At 40.8% G+C, this 16,435-nt stretch carries 16 protein-coding genes; 9 read left to right on the top strand and 7 right to left on the bottom strand.

Annotated features, from left to right (window positions below; translation table 11 throughout):
* Positions 1-8: 8 nt before the first annotated feature.
* The 6 genes from BUC20_RS14075 (at position 9) to BUC20_RS14050 (ending at position 7,637) form a co-directional block, all read left to right on the top strand.
* Entirely contained in the window at positions 9-701 is a 693-nt protein-coding gene (locus BUC20_RS14075) for a YggS family pyridoxal phosphate-dependent enzyme (protein ID WP_073231622.1), read from the top strand.
* Positions 701-1,168 carry a GNAT family N-acetyltransferase gene (locus BUC20_RS14070; RefSeq protein ID WP_073231621.1) on the top strand — a complete coding sequence of 156 codons (468 nt, stop codon included), beginning with the start codon at positions 701-703 and terminating at the stop codon, positions 1,166-1,168. The genes BUC20_RS14075 and BUC20_RS14070 overlap by 1 nt, the downstream gene beginning before the upstream one ends.
* A gap of 60 nt (positions 1,169-1,228) precedes the next feature.
* Positions 1,229-2,047, top strand: a complete 819-nt coding sequence (locus tag BUC20_RS14065; RefSeq protein WP_073231848.1) for an RsiV family protein — start codon at positions 1,229-1,231, stop codon at positions 2,045-2,047.
* 2 nt (positions 2,048-2,049) lie between these two features.
* Positions 2,050-3,327, top strand: a complete 1,278-nt coding sequence (locus BUC20_RS14060) for an aspartate kinase (RefSeq protein WP_073231620.1) — start codon at positions 2,050-2,052, stop codon at positions 3,325-3,327.
* Positions 3,328-3,338: 11 nt separating this feature from the next.
* A complete protein-coding gene (locus BUC20_RS14055; RefSeq protein ID WP_073231619.1) occupies positions 3,339-4,520 on the top strand; it encodes a THUMP-like domain-containing protein in 1,182 nt (393 codons plus the stop codon).
* A gap of 111 nt (positions 4,521-4,631) precedes the next feature.
* On the top strand, positions 4,632-7,637 hold the full coding sequence (locus BUC20_RS14050) for a glycosyltransferase family 117 protein (protein WP_073231618.1): 3,006 nt from the start codon (positions 4,632-4,634) through the stop codon (positions 7,635-7,637).
* Positions 7,638-7,735: 98 nt separating this feature from the next.
* On the opposite strand, the gene BUC20_RS14045 is transcribed toward BUC20_RS14050, so the two are convergent.
* From BUC20_RS14045 to BUC20_RS33575, 5 genes are all read right to left on the bottom strand, one after another.
* Positions 7,736-8,110 (bottom strand): hypothetical protein, encoded by a 375-nt coding sequence (locus tag BUC20_RS14045; RefSeq protein ID WP_143166793.1) that lies wholly within the window; start codon positions 8,108-8,110, stop codon positions 7,736-7,738.
* A 92-nt stretch (positions 8,111-8,202) separates the two neighbouring features.
* Complete coding sequence (locus BUC20_RS14040) at positions 8,203-8,709, bottom strand: MepB family protein (protein WP_073231616.1); 507 nt, start codon at positions 8,707-8,709, stop codon at positions 8,203-8,205.
* A 98-nt stretch (positions 8,710-8,807) separates the two neighbouring features.
* Positions 8,808-9,443, bottom strand: coding sequence for a peroxiredoxin (locus BUC20_RS14035; protein ID WP_073231615.1), 636 nt, complete (start codon positions 9,441-9,443; stop codon positions 8,808-8,810).
* A 52-nt stretch (positions 9,444-9,495) separates the two neighbouring features.
* Positions 9,496-10,443, bottom strand: a complete 948-nt coding sequence (locus tag BUC20_RS14030; protein WP_073231614.1) for a DUF72 domain-containing protein — start codon at positions 10,441-10,443, stop codon at positions 9,496-9,498.
* A gap of 73 nt (positions 10,444-10,516) precedes the next feature.
* The gene (locus tag BUC20_RS33575) at positions 10,517-11,803 is read right to left on the bottom strand and encodes an alpha/beta fold hydrolase (protein WP_159441102.1); all 1,287 of its coding nucleotides are present in this window, start codon (positions 11,801-11,803) and stop codon (positions 10,517-10,519) included.
* A gap of 124 nt (positions 11,804-11,927) precedes the next feature.
* Here BUC20_RS33575 and BUC20_RS14015 point away from each other — a divergent pair, with 124 nt between their 5' ends.
* Together BUC20_RS14015 and BUC20_RS14010 are read left to right on the top strand one after the other, a co-directional pair.
* Entirely contained in the window at positions 11,928-12,608 is a 681-nt protein-coding gene (locus tag BUC20_RS14015) for an ArsR/SmtB family transcription factor (RefSeq protein ID WP_073231613.1), read from the top strand.
* Positions 12,609-12,694: 86 nt separating this feature from the next.
* Complete coding sequence (locus BUC20_RS14010; protein ID WP_073231612.1) at positions 12,695-14,131, top strand: S41 family peptidase; 1,437 nt, start codon at positions 12,695-12,697, stop codon at positions 14,129-14,131.
* A 143-nt stretch (positions 14,132-14,274) separates the two neighbouring features.
* On the opposite strand, the gene BUC20_RS14005 is transcribed toward BUC20_RS14010, so the two are convergent.
* A complete protein-coding gene (locus BUC20_RS14005) occupies positions 14,275-15,372 on the bottom strand; it encodes a S1C family serine protease (protein WP_073231611.1) in 1,098 nt (365 codons plus the stop codon).
* Positions 15,373-15,379: 7 nt separating this feature from the next.
* Complete coding sequence (locus tag BUC20_RS14000; RefSeq protein WP_073231846.1) at positions 15,380-15,946, bottom strand: RNA polymerase sigma factor; 567 nt, start codon at positions 15,944-15,946, stop codon at positions 15,380-15,382.
* A gap of 212 nt (positions 15,947-16,158) precedes the next feature.
* Here BUC20_RS14000 and BUC20_RS13995 point away from each other — a divergent pair, with 212 nt between their 5' ends.
* The gene (locus tag BUC20_RS13995) at positions 16,159-16,371 is read left to right on the top strand and encodes a hypothetical protein (protein WP_073231610.1); all 213 of its coding nucleotides are present in this window, start codon (positions 16,159-16,161) and stop codon (positions 16,369-16,371) included.
* The last annotated feature ends 64 nt before the right edge of the window (positions 16,372-16,435 follow it).

The raw sequence follows: 16,435 nt of genomic DNA, 5'->3' as shown, positions 1-16,435 counted from the left end.
ACTGATAAATGAGTATAGCAGATAACTTATTAAAATATAAAAACGAATTGGATGCGATCCCGGTGAAATTAATCGCCGTATCTAAATACCAGGAAGCGGCAGCAGTAACAGAAGCTTACGAAGCCGGACAAAGGGTATTTGGAGAGAACATCGTGCAGGAGCTGGTAGACAAGCAGGCGCAATTGCCACAGGATATAGAGTGGCACCTTATTGGTCATTTACAGACCAATAAAGTCAAATACATTGCCCCTTTTATCAGCCTGATCCAATCTGTAGACAGTTTAAAATTGTTATTGGAAATCGATAAACAAGCTGCAAAGAACAAAAGAGTAATCGACTGTTTGCTTCAGATCTATATTGCCGATGAAGATACCAAGTTTGGTCTTGGCTTTGACGAAGCGATCGAACTGTTGCGTTCAGAAGAATTTGCGGCCATGAAAAACGTCAGAATTGTTGGTCTGATGGGAATTGCCAGCAATAATGCCCTGGAAAAACAAACCCTGGATGAATTTACAGAACTGAAAGTTCTTTTTGATGGCATCAAACTGAGCTTCTTCAGAAAAGAAGACAGCTTTAAAGAGATCTCTATGGGCATGTCCGGAGATTATAAACTGGCCATAGAAGCCGGAAGTACCATGGTCCGTGTGGGCAGCAGTATATTTGGTAAAAGAAAAATTAAACACTGGAAAGAAGAAGCCTAATGAATAACATCATCATCAGAGTTGCCAGACAAGAAGATTGCGCCAGACTTTTAGAGCTGATCAATGAACTTGCCCTATATGAAAAAGCACCGGAAGAAGTAACCGTTACCCTGGCCGAGTTTATCGATGCCGGATTCGGTGCTACACCGGTATGGAAAGCCTTTGTGGCCGAAGATGATCAGCAGATCATTGGCTTTGCTTTGTATTACACCAGATATTCCACCTGGAAAGGTTGTCGCCTTTACCTGGAAGATTTCCTGGTTACCGAAAACTATAGAGGTAAAGGGGTAGGAAAAATCCTTTTTGAAACCGTGATGAAAGAAGCTCAGGAGAAAAACTATAACGGGATGACCTGGCAGGTGCTCGACTGGAATGAACCGGCCATCAATTTCTACAATAAATATGCTGCCCAGATTGAAACCGGTTGGTTAAACGCTTCCTTTTCAAAAGAGCAGATTGCAAAATAATCCGCTTTAAAGGCATGACCTTTGTAGGTAGAATGGTTGAAAAAACATAAAAAAGATCAGATGAAAAGACTTGGTGTATTATTGATTTCCTTAAGCGTGATCGCTTGCCAGAGTGAAAAGAAAACCACTGGACAGACAGACAGTACCAATGCCGGCACTACAAGCAGCAGTTTAACTTACAAATACGACAGCCTTCAGGTTTTCAGTAAGACGACTACGGCCATTGATAAAGGGAAAGCCGATACCGCTTATGCAAAAATTGTTTATCCCATATTTTCAAATGAGCAGTTAAACCAGCTGGTAGAGAAAAAAGCCATAGATGCGGCAGGAGATGTAGACAGTGAGAAACCAAAGACGTACAAAGAAATGGCCGCTTCTTTTGTGGAAGGTTTTGACAGCGTCAACGGAGAACCGGATATGGGACAGCCAGGAGCCTGGTTTCTTGACGATCAGACCAAAGTTTTAGTCAGCCAGCCTGATTACCTATGCCTGGAGCACAGCAATGTGAGCTATGCAGGTGGTGCCCATCCAAACAGTGCCATGGTATTCTGGAATTTTGATCCAAAGACCTTAAAAGAAATTACCCTGGAATCGCTGATCAAAGAAGGTGGCCTTCCTGAACTAAACGCCATCGCCGAAAAAATCTTCAGAAAAAATGAGAAGCTCAGTCCTACGGCCAGTCTGAAAGACAGCTATTTTTTCGAAAAAGATACGTTTAGCTTAAACCGCAACTTTACCATCACCAAAGAAGGTTTAAAATTCCTTTACAACCCCTACGAAATTAAAGCTTACGCTTATGGCAGCACTGAACTTCTTATTCCCTTCAGTGAGCTGAAAGCTCTTGCTAAACCTAATACATTACTCAGTCCGACACCATAACTATGCTCGTATTCAAATTTGGAGGCGCTTCTGTTAAAGATGCAGAAGGCGTGATCAATCTTGCGCAAATTGTTAAACGCTATCCCAAAGAAAAACTCCTGATTGTAGTCTCTGCGATGGGAAAAATGACCAATAAGCTCGAAGCCCTCACCCGCGCCTATTTACATGGCGAAGAGGAAGAAACGCATCAGCTTTTTGAAGAAGTAAAAGCTTACCATTTTGGCATTCTGGAAAAGTTATTCCCGGATCACCATCACCCGGTATATAATGATATTGCCAATAGTTTTGTAGAGATCGACTGGCTGATTGAAGAAGAGGCAACCGATGCCCCTGATTATATCTATGACCAGATCGTTTCCATTGGTGAAATCGTATCTACCAAGATTGTGGCCGCTTATCTGAACCTGGATGGCAGCAACACCAAATGGCTGGATGCCAGAAACTTCATTCAGACCGACAACAATTACCGGGAAGGAAATGTGAACTGGGAAAGGACGGAAGAAGAAATTCAGGACAACCTTGCTCCTGTTCTGGAATACCAGATCGGCGTTACACAGGGCTTTATCGGAGGCACAAGTGAAAACTTTACCACCACCTTAGGCCGTGAAGGATCTGATTATTCGGCTGCGATATTTGCATCCTGCCTCAATGCAGAATCACTGACCATCTGGAAAGATGTTCCTGGTGTATTAAATGCAGATCCTAAATGGTTTGATGAAACAGAAAGGATTCCACAACTGTCTTACCACGATGCGATAGAGCTGGCTTATTATGGAGCAACGGTGATTCACCCGAAAACCATTAAGCCAATCCAGAATAAAAACATTCCTTTATACGTACGTTCATTCCTTCATCCTGAAGCCGAAGGAACTGACATTACCGCGGCTGAAAATCAGTTACCTGTCCCTTCTTTTATCTTTAAAGTACAACAGGTCCTGATCTCGATCTTCCCTAAGGATTTCTCCTTCATTATTGAAGAGAACCTGAGCGATATTTTCAGTCTTTTCCATAAGCATAAAGTAAAGATCAATACGATGCTGAACTCTGCCATCAGTTTTTCAGTAAGCATTGATGAGGATGCAGAAAAATTACAAAAACTGATTGAGGAACTTTCTGTTCATTATAAAGTGAAATACAATACCGGTCTTGAACTGGTTACCATCAGGTATTATAACCAGCAAACCATAGATCGTGTAACGGTCAACAAGAACATTTTGCTGGAAGTAAAAAGTAGACATACCTGTCAGATTGTAATGAAAGACCAGGCTACTGCCTCCTAAATTAACAGATATTGAACGATCATATTTTAGATAGCGAAGTACAGCAATACATCAACCATCATTTAAATGACGATGTACATAAAATCGCTATGGCTAAAAGTCCCTTTCCTGAGGTCAGTTCGAAAGAGCTGGCCAATCAGATTGCAGCCAAAAATAAGTCGGTCAGGAAATTACCCGCCTGGTATCATCAGGAGCTCATCTATTACCCTTTGCTGTTGTCTATAGAACAATGTTCTTCAGAAAGCACTGCTGCTTATAAAGCCACATTAGCAACAGGAGAAACACTGATCGACCTGACAGGCGGTTTTGGCGTAGACAGCTTTTATTTTGCCAAAAGGCTGAAATCTGTTACCCATTGTGAGATCAACGAAGAGCTCTCTGCCATTGCGGCTCACAATGCCACTGCATTGAAGCAAACCAACATTCAGTTTCTGGCAACAGATGGCATTGCCCATCTTGAAAACAACGAGCTTCAATTCGACAACATCTATATCGACCCTGCAAGGAGAAGTCAGAGCGGAAAAGTATTTATGTTGAAAGACTGTACGCCGGATGTGGTGCAGCACCTGGACCTGCTCTTATCCAGGGCAAGGAGAGTCATCATCAAAACAGCTCCTCTTCTGGACATCAGTGCGGGCTTAAAAGAGCTTAAAAATGTGACAGAGGTCCATGTAGTCAGCGTTAGAAATGAATGCAAAGAACTGATCTGGATCGTCGAAAGAACAGCTGCTGAAAAAGTAAAGATCGTATGTACCACACTCAATGAAGAAGAAAAGACATTCAGCTTTTTCAAAGGAGAAGAAGATAGCGATGCGGAGATTACCGCAGCTCCTTTACAAAAATACCTGTACGAACCTGATACGGCTTTACTGAAGGGAGGAGCTTTCCAGCTCATTGCTTCCCGTTATCAGCTACAGAAGCTACATTCCCAAACCCAACTGTATACTTCAGACCATATCGTCCCTGAATTTCCGGGCAGAAGGTTCCACATCAACGGCCTTATTTCCGCTACGGAACTGAAAAAAGAAAAAGATCTGAGGGCTAATGTCATTGCCCGGAATTACCAGGATAAAGCAGAGCTTCTGGTAAAAAAGTATAAAATCAAATCAGACAACCACCGTTTCCTGATTTTCACTCAAAGTAAAAAGGACGGATACCTGATCATTGACGCTACGATCGAACAACACTACTAAACCACTAAGCTTCAAAAATTTAACACTTTTTAACATACTTTAACATTTTCAAAAAGCGATACTTTAATGATTTAGTTATTTTTGATTAACCGAAAATCAAAACCTTTAATCATGAAAAACTATCGTCAGCTCAATAACATTGTGGGCTTCCTCCTTTTTGGAATCGCCAGCATGGTCTACTGGCTTACCATGGAACCTACCGTAAGCTTTTGGGATTGCGGGGAGTTCATCTCCGCGAGTTACAGATTGCAGGTCGGCCATCAGCCAGGAGCCCCTTTATTCATGATGATCGGTAAATTATTTTCTGCACTCGCCATGGGCGATACCACGAAAGTTGCCTATTGGATCAACTTCAGTTCTGTTTTATTTAGCGGAGCGACCATCATGTTCCTCTATTGGACCATTACCGCATTGGCTTCCAAACTCTATCCAAAAGAAAAAAGCAAACTGGAAATGCTGGGTATCATTGCTGCAGGTGTAGTTGGTGCACTGGCCTATACTTTTTCAGATACCTTCTGGTTTTCAGCAGTGGAAGCCGAGGTGTATGCCCTCTCTACCCTCTTCACCGCTATCGTTTTCTGGGCGATCCTGAAATGGGAAAGTGATCTTGATAACCGCTGGCTGGTCTTCATTTCCTTCCTTGTTGGTTTATCCATCGGTGCACATTTACTAAGCTTACTGACCATTCCTGCAATTGTACTGGTTTATTATTTCAAAAAAACAAAGCAGGTTACCTGGTTAGGCACCTTAAAAGCATTTGCACTGGCCTGTCTGATTGTAGGAACAGTACAGATCGTGATTGTGCAATACCTCGTGTTATTTGCCGCTAAGTCTGACCTGTTTTTTGTCAATACACTGGGCTTTAGCTTCGGCTATGGAGCGATGGCTTTCGTTCTCCTGCTCATTGCCGCAATTAGTTATGGTATTTATTATTCGGTTCAGCATAAAAAATACAACATGAACCTGAGCCTGCTATGTCTGGCATTTATACTCTTTGGTTTTAGCTCCTATTTTGTCACCCTGATCAGGGCCAATGCCAAACCTAATATCAACCTATCCAATCCTGACAATCCTTTTTCTTTATACAGCTATCTTGGAAGAACCAATTATGGAGAAACTCCGTTGTTGTACGGCAAAACATTCGATGCGCAGCAAACAGACTACAAAGACACCGGAACAGAGTACCGTAAAGGAAAAGACAAATACGAAGTTTCCGGTAAATCCTTTAAAGTAAACTATGATAAAAACCTTCTTTTCCCACGTACCCATAGCGGGAAAGACGGACATGCGGCCTATTACAGGCAATGGCTGGGAATGGGAGAAAATGAATCTCCAACCTTTGCCCAGAACCTGAGTTTCTTCAGTTCTTATCAGGTCGGATTTATGTATATGAGGTATTTCTTATGGAACTTTGTTGGCCGTCAGAATGACATTCAGGGAAATGGAAGCCTAGATGCAGGAAACTGGATCAGCGGGATCAAACCATTGGATGGAATGAGACTGGGCTCACAAACTAATTTACCTGCTTCCATTAAATCCAATGAGGGACATAACGTTTATTATGGCCTGCCCCTGATCTTAGGAATTGCAGGGCTCCTGTTCCTGTATAGAAAGAACAGACAAGCCACTTTAGTGATCGCTACGCTCTTCTTCTTCACCGGACTGGCAATTATCCTCTACCTGAACCAGGATCCCTTACAACCAAGGGAACGTGATTATGCCTATGTTGGTTCCTTTTATGCCTTCTGCATTTTTATCGGCTTTGGGGTATTGGCACTGAAAGAAGCGTTACAACGTTTTGCTCCGGGCAGGTTAAGCCTGATTACAGCTTCCCTTGTCGCATTACTTGCCGTTCCGGTATTAATGGCTACCCAGGGATGGGACGACCATAACCGTTCTGCAAAAACAACAGCCAGAGACTGGGCCCGTAATTACCTGAGCTCATGTGCACCGAATGCCATTCTTTTCACCAATGCAGACAATGACACTTTCGCCCTATGGTATGCCCAGGAAGTAGAAGGAATCCGGACAGATGTCAGGGTGATTTGCATGCAATTTCTAAGTGACGATGATTACATCAATCAATTGAAAAAACAGGTCAACAATTCTGCTCCACTTCCGGTTACGATGCCAAGCGAGAAATATCAAAAAGGAGTCCGGGACTATATCCCTTATGTTGATTATGGATTTACCGACAGTGTAGAATTGAAAGACCTGATGGCCGTTCTGACCTCCGACAATAAAGCAGATAAATTAGAAATGGGCGACGGTTCTTTTGAGAACTTCCTGCCCAGCAAAAAGTTGAAGCTAAGTGTAGATTCTGATCAGCTGGTCAAAACAAAAACCATAAAAGCCGCAGATAAAGAAAAAGCGACTTCCAGTATGGAATGGACAATCGACAAGAAATTTATCGGTAAGGCAGACCTTGCAGTATATGACATCCTGGCCAATAACAACTGGAAAAGACCAATCTATTTTGCCACCTCTTCTACTCAGGACACCTATATGGGGCTGGACAAATACCTTTATATGGAAGGTTATGCTTATCGCCTCCTGCCATTAAAAAGAGACCCGAAAGACACCAGAGACAAATCTCAGGTCACCAATACTGAGGTGATGTACGAGAATGTAATGAACAAAATGGATCTTTCTGGTTTCAATAAAGCCAGTTATCTCGATGAACAAAGTCGGGCGATAGCTTTTGGGACCTGGTCTTCCAATAATACCCTTGCCTCAAACCTCATCAATGAAGGCAAAAATGAAGCAGCCCATGCCCTCATGATGAAAAGCATAAAAGACCTTCCATTAAGGAATTATGAAATAAGGGATACCTTAAACAAATTTGATGCAATCAGCATCCTGTACCATCTAAACGACCATAAACAGGCAAATATATTGGCCAAAGCAACCGTTTCTTTTCTGGATCAGGAGCTGAGTTATATTGCCACCTTAGCCCCGGATATTCAACGTGGCTATATCAGAAATATACAATGGGGCTTGTCTATATTAAATGGACTGGATCAGGAAACGGAGAAAAACAAACAGGCCGAGCTGAATAAAGAGATCAGGACCAAGTTCAAAAACTTCGAAACTATATTCACAAAATCATTAGGATAATCATAGAAAGAAAAGACCCTCCAAAAAAAGGGTCTTTTCTTTTAATTATTTCGACATGAAGGTTATGGACGACGGATTTGTGTAACTTCTGAATAACACTATTTAATCACAATCAAGTCTCCATCCACAAAGCCCGCTGCAATATGTTTCACACTAAAAAGATTTGTAGAAGAAAGCTCTGTAACTAATTCCTTTAAAATTCCCACTACAATTTTTAGAACTTCCTCCCATTCCAAACTGTATGGAACTTCAAAGTTGGGACACTTCCTTTGTTTAGGCTTAAAATCTTCTTCACATGCCCAATCACCATCTTCTTCGTCGTAAGATTTAGAGCCAACAAGCTCAAGACCATATGGCATATAAAGATTGAAACTTAATGCAATAATGTCTGAGGGTAATATTTCTGTTTTGTCAATCTCAATAAGCCAATTCTTAACTACATTTTTCAATGAGTCTATTTGATTTTTTTTCATGTTTATCCTTGTAAATTGTGAACATAGTTACCCCTCCTTATTGTGTATGAATATAATTAATATTTCATCATCACTTAAAGAAATCTATACAACTATTCCCCTGTATAAAGCCGCTCCGCAAGCGCCACATCTATGGTCTCTTCCGGAAGGATCTCCATAAAATATTCCAATTGCCATTGCTGGGTTTTCTTTGCCTGTTTATTGGTGGCCTCGTCCCAGGGGGGATAAACACGGATCGCCCGCTTACCTTCTTTCCTCTTATCACTGAGGACACCATGTTTAATCAGCGCTTCTTTAGGAAATACAAAATGCCCAAAGCACTGTTCTTTTCTTGTGCTCACCAGGAACAGATCAATTTCATCAGATGCCTGATAAGGCTCGATGGGGCCTGTCCCCTTTCTCTTCCAGAGCGTTACAAACTGACCGGTTTTAGTTGGGGTAATTTTGGCTACCCGAAACCGTACCGCTAATCCGTTGATTTTAAATGAACAAGCTCCATACTCGGCGCTTTCAGCTTCCGGAACTACCGGTGTAGTTTCAAAGCCAAGATGATCAAACACCAGTTCTTTAAGGATAAACAAATCAGGAGGTAAAATCATGGCGCGTTAATCTCGCCGCAATCGCGGCCTTGTTAAATAATTAACCCTGCAACAACCAATCAGATTGATGCAGGGTTATCCTATAAATTGAATAAATCTTATTTATTTGGCTGAGGTGTAGTTCTCAGATAAGGTTTGATCACTTTGTGTCCTTTAGGGAATTTAGCAGGAATATCTTCCGTTTTGATACTGTTCATCACTACTACATCATCACCATCTTTCCAGTCGGCAGGCGTGGCAACGCTATAATTTGCAGTCAGCTGAAGCGAATCGATCACCCTCAATACTTCATTGAAATTTCTTCCGGTAGAAGCAGGATAAGTCAGCATCAGTTTCACCTTTTTATCCGGAGAAATGATGAACAAAGAGCGTACAGTTAAAGTTTCTGATGCATTTGGATGAATCATATCATACAGGTCAGCTACTGTTTTATCTTCATCAGCTATGATCGGGAATTCTACATTTGTATTTTGTGTTTCATTGATGTCACTGATCCATCCTTTATGTGATTCTGCAGAATCTACACTCAGCGCAAGGACTTTCACGTTTCTTTTTTCGAACTCACCTTTCAATGCAGCTGTACGACCAAGTTCCGTAGTGCATACCGGTGTATAATCCGCAGGGTGAGAGAATAAAACACCCCAGCTATCTCCTAAGAATTCATAAAAATCGATCTCGCCAATAGAGGTATCTGCTTTAAAGTTGGGAGCTGCGTCCCCTATTCTTAAACTCATAATGTTGTGGTTTTAGGATATAAATATAATATCTACAAATTTAGTATACTTTTTAGAATAATTGCGTCTGTTTTGTAATATCTTCATCATTGTTTCCAAGAAAAGAAATCTCTGCAATCTGACTACCTAAATGCTCATTAAATGCTTTTATGGTATAGTTTGCCAGAATCGGGGTATCTTTCTCATCATGCTGATGCAGGAAGAAATAAACTTTTTCCAGCCCTTTTCCCATCCATATTTTGATCCGCTCTACCCATTCATCAATCCGGGCTTCGTCGGATGCCTTATGCTCCTGTCCGTTCCCTACAAAGCGGATAAAAATCTCAGGGGTGCTCAGTTCCATATGCACACAATCCCTTCTTCCGCTGGCATCAGTAATGACCGCACCTTTATTAAGTTTGGCCAGCATATCAAAAAGGCGGGTCCGGTTTGCTTCATCCGAAAACCATTCCGCATGTCTCAATTCTACAAATACCGAAAGATCTGTGGGCAGGTATTTCAGGAATTCTTCCAGCACCTCTATGTTTTTAGGGCCAAAGTTATCACCCATTTGCAGGAAACAGGGGCCCAGGTATTTTCCAAACTCAGAAATATTGGCCAGGAAAAGATCAGTAGGTTCTTCTGCCCCTTTGAGTCTTTTAATATGACTGATCGTTCTCGAAAACTTAGGACAGAACAAAAATCCGTTGTTCGAATTCTCATCGGCTTTTTCTTTCCATTTGCGGATCAGTTCCTGATTAGGGATGCTATAAAAAACAGCATTCAATTCTATTGAATTGAAGTGTTTTACATATTCGTCCAGAAAATTAGCTTCTTTGGTTTTAGGTGGATAAATCATGTTCACCCATTCCTTTCTCCCCCATTTCGCGCAGCCTACATAAAATTCAGGCTGTTTTGCCGGCTGCTTGCCCTTCAGGGTTTTTGCCGTTTGTTTCCCATCATCGGGTAAGGTGAAATCTACTGTGTGAAGCTCATTGTCGGAAACCTTTCCAAAATCCATATCCTTAGTCTTAAAATAAAATCAGCAATTGTTATCAGTAAAACTATGAAATTTCAGGAATTGTTTAAGGAATTTAACTTCTTTTATCTGTCCCTGCCTGATGGTATCCTCTACTGTCTTTGGGGGCCTCTTTCCTATCTAACATCCCATAATCTCTTGTCACCTGTGCAATTCTCAGCTGATAATCTTTAAAGACATAAGCCCTTCCTTTTGCCTGTGTTTCACGGTGCAACTCCAATGTTCTCCATTCCTGAATGGCTGTTTCGTTTTCCCAAAACGACAAGGACAAGATCTTTTCCGGGTGATAAATACTTTGAAAACGCTCAATAGAAATAAAACCGCTTATTTTTTCCAGTTCAGGTCTGAGTTTCAAGGCGAGGTCCAGATAAGTTTCTTTAAAACCATCAGCGGGAATCACCTCGAATATTACCGCAATAGCATGTGGATTCAAATACTTTCCCTGTGTTTCTGATTTCAGAAAATGAAGTGTTTCTTCATATAACTGATGGCGACTTTTTTCAAGATGCATCACATGCGTCCCTTTCTCAATCACCACATATTTTTTCTGAGGGGCCTGTTCCAGCTTACTAAATAACAGATCCGCATCTGCGGCATCAGGGTATTGATCCCATTCTCCCCTGATGAGCAGAACCGGAGTTTTTATATCGGCAGGTTGATAATATGATCGCCCATGCAACAAGTCCTCCAGATCCTGTAACGGCCCGGAAGGAAAACGTTCTTTCCATAACTCCGCCCAGAGTTGAAATATTTCAGATTCCAGTTGACAAAGCTTCCCTTCAGGCGTTAATATTTTCATTTCTGAGATTCTCTGATCAGCTGTCATTTGCACATAAGCATTTGAAATAACACCTCTCCCGGAAGAGCTACCTTCTCTTTCTGTAACCGGCGCAAACAAGACCAAACGGGCAAGTTTATCAGGGAATTTTGTAGCGTAAAGTGCCGCAACCGAAGCTCCCCAGGAATGACCGATTAAATAAACTTTAGTCTTTCCGCTTCTGCTGAGAATGAAATCAACGGCTTTATCTACATCTTTACAGACCTCAGTTGCCCTTCCCAATGGTTTTCCCGCGCGCTCATCTGTTTTCATTTCCGGGTAGCAGTCTGCATTTCCATAACCCAGGAAATCCAGGGCATAAACCTCATACCCCCTTTCTGTCAGATGGTCCGTCCAGGAGGAGTTGTTCATCCGGAATCCAAAAGACTGGGCAGATGGAAAAGAAGATCCATGCAGCATTAATACGGCATAATCATTGGAAACAACATTAGGGGCTTTGTAGCTCAGCGCAATCTTTAACGGAGCAATATGGCTTTCAGTAAGCAGGATTTCTCCTTCGTTCATTTTTATCATCTCTTTGGTATGATTAGGATTTATAATGAAGCAAAGTTGATAAATCACTACCTTTAACACTTCAATCTACACTTAACTATACCCGTATTCTACACTTAACTACACTCCTAATCAGATGAAACAGGAAATTGGATACATTACCTCATTGATTGGCGATCCTGTCCGGACAAAAATACTCTGGACACTGCTTGATGGCAGAGCCTATACCGCTACAGAACTGGCCCTTTGTGCAGACACTTCCCCACAAAATATAAGTATGCACCTGAGCAAACTCGTGCAGGCAGATTTGCTGGCAGTTGAAAGTCAGGGGAGACATAAATATTATCGGTTTTCCAGACCGGAAGTTGCCTATGCTATAGAAGCGATTGGTAACCTGATTCCTGATGAAAAACACAAAAAGATAACAGGAAATACGAACAATGCAGCGATAAAACATTGCAGAACCTGCTATGACCACCTGGCGGGTAAGGTGGGTGTATTACTTACAGAACAGCTGATTGAACAAAAACTGATTGAACCGGAAGGAGCGGTTTATCTGGTGACAAAGAAAGGGCGATCCTTCTTCTCCGAATTTAACATTGATACAGATGAACTGAAAAAATCGCGCAGAATCTTTGCTAAACCATGTTTAGACTGGACCGAAAGAAAACCTCATCTGGCAGGGGCACTCGGTGCTGCCTTTCTGGAAAAAATGCTGTTATCAGATTATTTCAGAAAGACTAAAGACTCCAGAGCAATAGTAATCACTGCTAAAGGCCGGGAGCAATTGTATGACCGGTTTAAAATCCAGGCATAAAACAAGTACGGAAGTTCATTATCGTGCATTTGTTAATTAACTTTTTTTAACAATCAACCTACTGATATTCAGTTTATTTTAGTGTTATGAAATCAAATATATTTCTTACGCTAACTCTTTTGATTTTTCCATGCATCACCTATGCACAGAAGAAATCTTTCCATCCGGCAGCAACAATCAGCGCCGATTCCGCAAAAAAAAGTATAGTGGAACTATTAGATGAACTGGGTAAAAAGCACCCTGGATTTTATCGGTACACAGATAAGGCTTCCTTTAATCATTACATTGATTCCAGCCTGGCCACGATTCAGGGCCCACAGGATCAACTTAGCTTTTACCACAAACTGAAGCCCTTAATTGCCCGTATCCGCTGCATGCATACCGGGCTTTCCCTTTCAGAGAATTACAGAAATTATCTTGACAAGACAGCCAATATGCTCCCTCTTGATCTTTTCTTTATCGGAGAAAGGGCCTATATCACGGGGAATTATTCGGGAAATCCTGATCTGAGTTTAGGAACAGAGGTTTTAAGCATCAATGGTAAAACCACAGCTGAGATTAAAAAGATCATGTTTGAGAACATCTCATCAGATGGCTTTAACGAAACCCTGAAGTACCAGATGATCAACAACCGCTTTGCAGGAAGTTATCGGTCTATTGTGGAGGTAAATCATCAATTTAAGGTGGTACTGGCTTCCGGTTCGGGTAAAAAGGACCTGATCTTAAATGCGGTTAGAAACGAAGCTATCCCTGTTCCCGAGGTGATGGATTTGAAGAACAAACCCCGGCTTGATTTGACTTACAATGAAGATGCTGCAATTCTCAGGATACACTCATTTGGAGAAACAGACATTAAAGAAGGACGTCAGAATTTCAAAAAATTCATCAGAAAAGCTTTTGAAGAGTTGCAAAACAAACAGATTAAAAATCTGGTGATTGATTTGCGCAACAATACCGGAGGTACTGATGTAAATGCGGCCTACCTCTGTAGCTATTTAATGAATAAACCCTATCGCTATTGGGATCGGATTGAGGTAACAGAACCCTTCGCCCTCAGTATTAAGGGATCGGCTAAAATGGTCTACGGTAAACCCATAAAAAAAGATTCTGTTTACTTGTGGCAAAAATCCCGTCTCAGTTCTGAGTTCGATTTTTTTGAACCACAACAGCCACAGGCCAATCCTTATCAGGGGAAAGTATATGTATTGATCAACGGGACTTGTCTTTCATCCTGTGCCGACCTTGCTGCTGTGCTCCAGTATAACAAAAGAGCCACATTTATTGGTGAAGAAACCGGCGGGGCTTATCAGGGAAACAACAGCGGATTGATCCCGGATACTAAAGTTAGTTTTGACATCAATGTGAACGTTCCACTATTAAAATACATCAATGCAGTAGATCAAACTAAGAATTACGGCCATGGTACTTATCCGGACCTGCCTTATGCGAGAACGATAAACGATATCCTTGAAAAGAAAGATCCAGAAATGGAAATCGCATTGAAAACAATCAGAGAAAAATAGTAGCAGGCCATAGAAGAGACACAAGACTACATACCTAAACCCAAATCGTTTCCCCCTGGCTACCAAAGGCAAAACCCCGAAACGCGTTACAGCATTTCGGGGTTTTCAATTTCTTTCGGGTTTCTTATTTATAAACCAGGTTCTTATTTATAAACTTTGATCATAAATACATAATCCTGAATCTTCTCTAACTGTTTGTTTCTGCTCAGGCCTTGTAAAGAGTTCCTTTTGTTAAAGGCTACTTTTTTACCCAGAGAATCATTAGGAATAGAATTTAAAGCTTCCTGAATGTATTTTGATTTAATGGCAAACGTTGCACCATCAACCTGTTTTTCTTTCGCAGAGATCACTCCGATGATATTTCCCTGATGGTCTAACAAAGGACCACCGCTATTTCCAGGGTTCACAGGAATAGATACCTGATATTGCGTCGTATCTCCGTTATAACCTGTTCTTGAGCTGATATAACCTTCGCCAAAAACCGCATCATCTTTAGGGAAGCCAAGGGTATATACAATCTCTCCCATTCCATTTCCACTTTGTTTTAAGCGGTAAGGCAGGTTAGAAAGCGGATTGAATGATTTATCAATGATTTTTAAGATGGCAAGATCGTATTGAGAATCTGATCTCACTACCTTAGCCTTATAAGAGTCTCCTTTATTGTCCTGAACATATACAGAATCAGCACCATCTACCACATGCAGGTTGGTCAGTAGATAACCGTTTGCAGTTAGAGCGAAGCCTGTTCCACCAAAATTAGCAGGTTTAACATTCTTAGGTGTATTGGCAGTAGTTTTAGAATTCATGATTCTGATCAGGCTGCTTTGAGAGTTCTTGATTTTCGCAAGCTCTCTGCTCACCAGTTCAACATTGCCAATTTGTTTGGTGTTTTGCTGAATTGAGTAAACAGTTACGATCGTTAATAAGATGAAGGAAGCCGCCACAGCGATTGCTGCTTTATTCTTACGCCATAAATTAACAATATAAGAAGGATGAGGTCTTAGCTCTTCGCTCAAGGTTTCTACATCGATCTCTGCATGTGCACGATCCATTTTAGCCTTTAAATCCAATACCTGAGCATAATCTCCTAAAGATTCCAGAAAAACTTTGTGCGCTACCACTTTATGGTCCACAGTGGGATCATTTTTGCGAAGCTGCTCAAATGCTGTTCTTTCTGCTTCGGAAAGTTTATCATTTAAATAATCCTCAATTATACCTTCTAACTCAATCTCGTTTCTCATATCACCTTTAAACTTGAAAAAACAATTTCTTCAACCGCTGCAAACATTTATATTTTTGAGTTTTGGCATTATCCGTATTGGTATAACCAAATTTCTCACATATATCCTGCATGGAGAGGTTGTTGATGTAAAAATCCTGAATAATCGTCTTGCAGGGTTCACCTAAATGAAGGAGGGCATCTTGCATCTTATCAAACTGCTTATCCTTTTCTTCATGCTGCTCCACATCTACCTCTACTGCCATTACATCCTCAAAGTCTGAAATGTTGCTGGTCTTCTTGCTTTGCTGTGAAAGCTTTTTCAACCAGATTCTTCTGCAAACTGAGTATATATAGGTTTTTAGTTTACTGCTCAATTCAAAATTGCCGCCTTTTATTTTATTGTATAAAACGATGATTCCTTCCTGATACACGTCTTTTGCATCATCTTCATCACCGTTATTATTCAGAATAAACTGTAAAACCATCGGGAAATACCCCGTATACAACTTATTTAGCGCATCTTCTGAGTCATTTAGTATCCCTAAAACTACCTCTCTATCTGTTGGAACTGAACTGCTTAACTTATTACTCACCAATTAATACATTTATACGTGAATGGTAACCCAATGATAGCCAAAAAAAAATTACTTTTTTCTTATCCACCACTTAATACAGTATTAACGTCAACAGTAACCCAAAACATCAATAAAAATTATTTTTATTTTTTTTTCAAATTGATGGGTTACCTTTTAATCTTTCCCGTATTAATCAGCAAAATTAATTAATTATTTAAAATAGAATTAAAATGAAAAACGCATTTAAATTTGGCTTTGTAGCTTTAGCAATCTCTTTATCAGTAGCAGCTTGTTCATCAGAAAAAAAAGGTGAATCAACTGATACTACTTTAACTGATTCAGGTGCAGTTACTACTACTGTTGATACTAACGTTGTTGACACTACTGTAAAAGACACTACTGTTAAAACTACTACAGTTGCTGTTGACACTGTAAAAAAATAAGCTGAATAAACTTATAACAAAAAAGGCGCTGGATACTTTCCAGCGCCTTTTTTGTTATACATGC

The organism is Pedobacter caeni (assembly GCF_900129215.1).
Classification (GTDB): domain Bacteria; phylum Bacteroidota; class Bacteroidia; order Sphingobacteriales; family Sphingobacteriaceae; genus Pedobacter; species Pedobacter caeni.
Note: the sequence above shows the minus strand (reverse complement) of the source record. Positions and strands in the feature narration are given on the sequence as shown.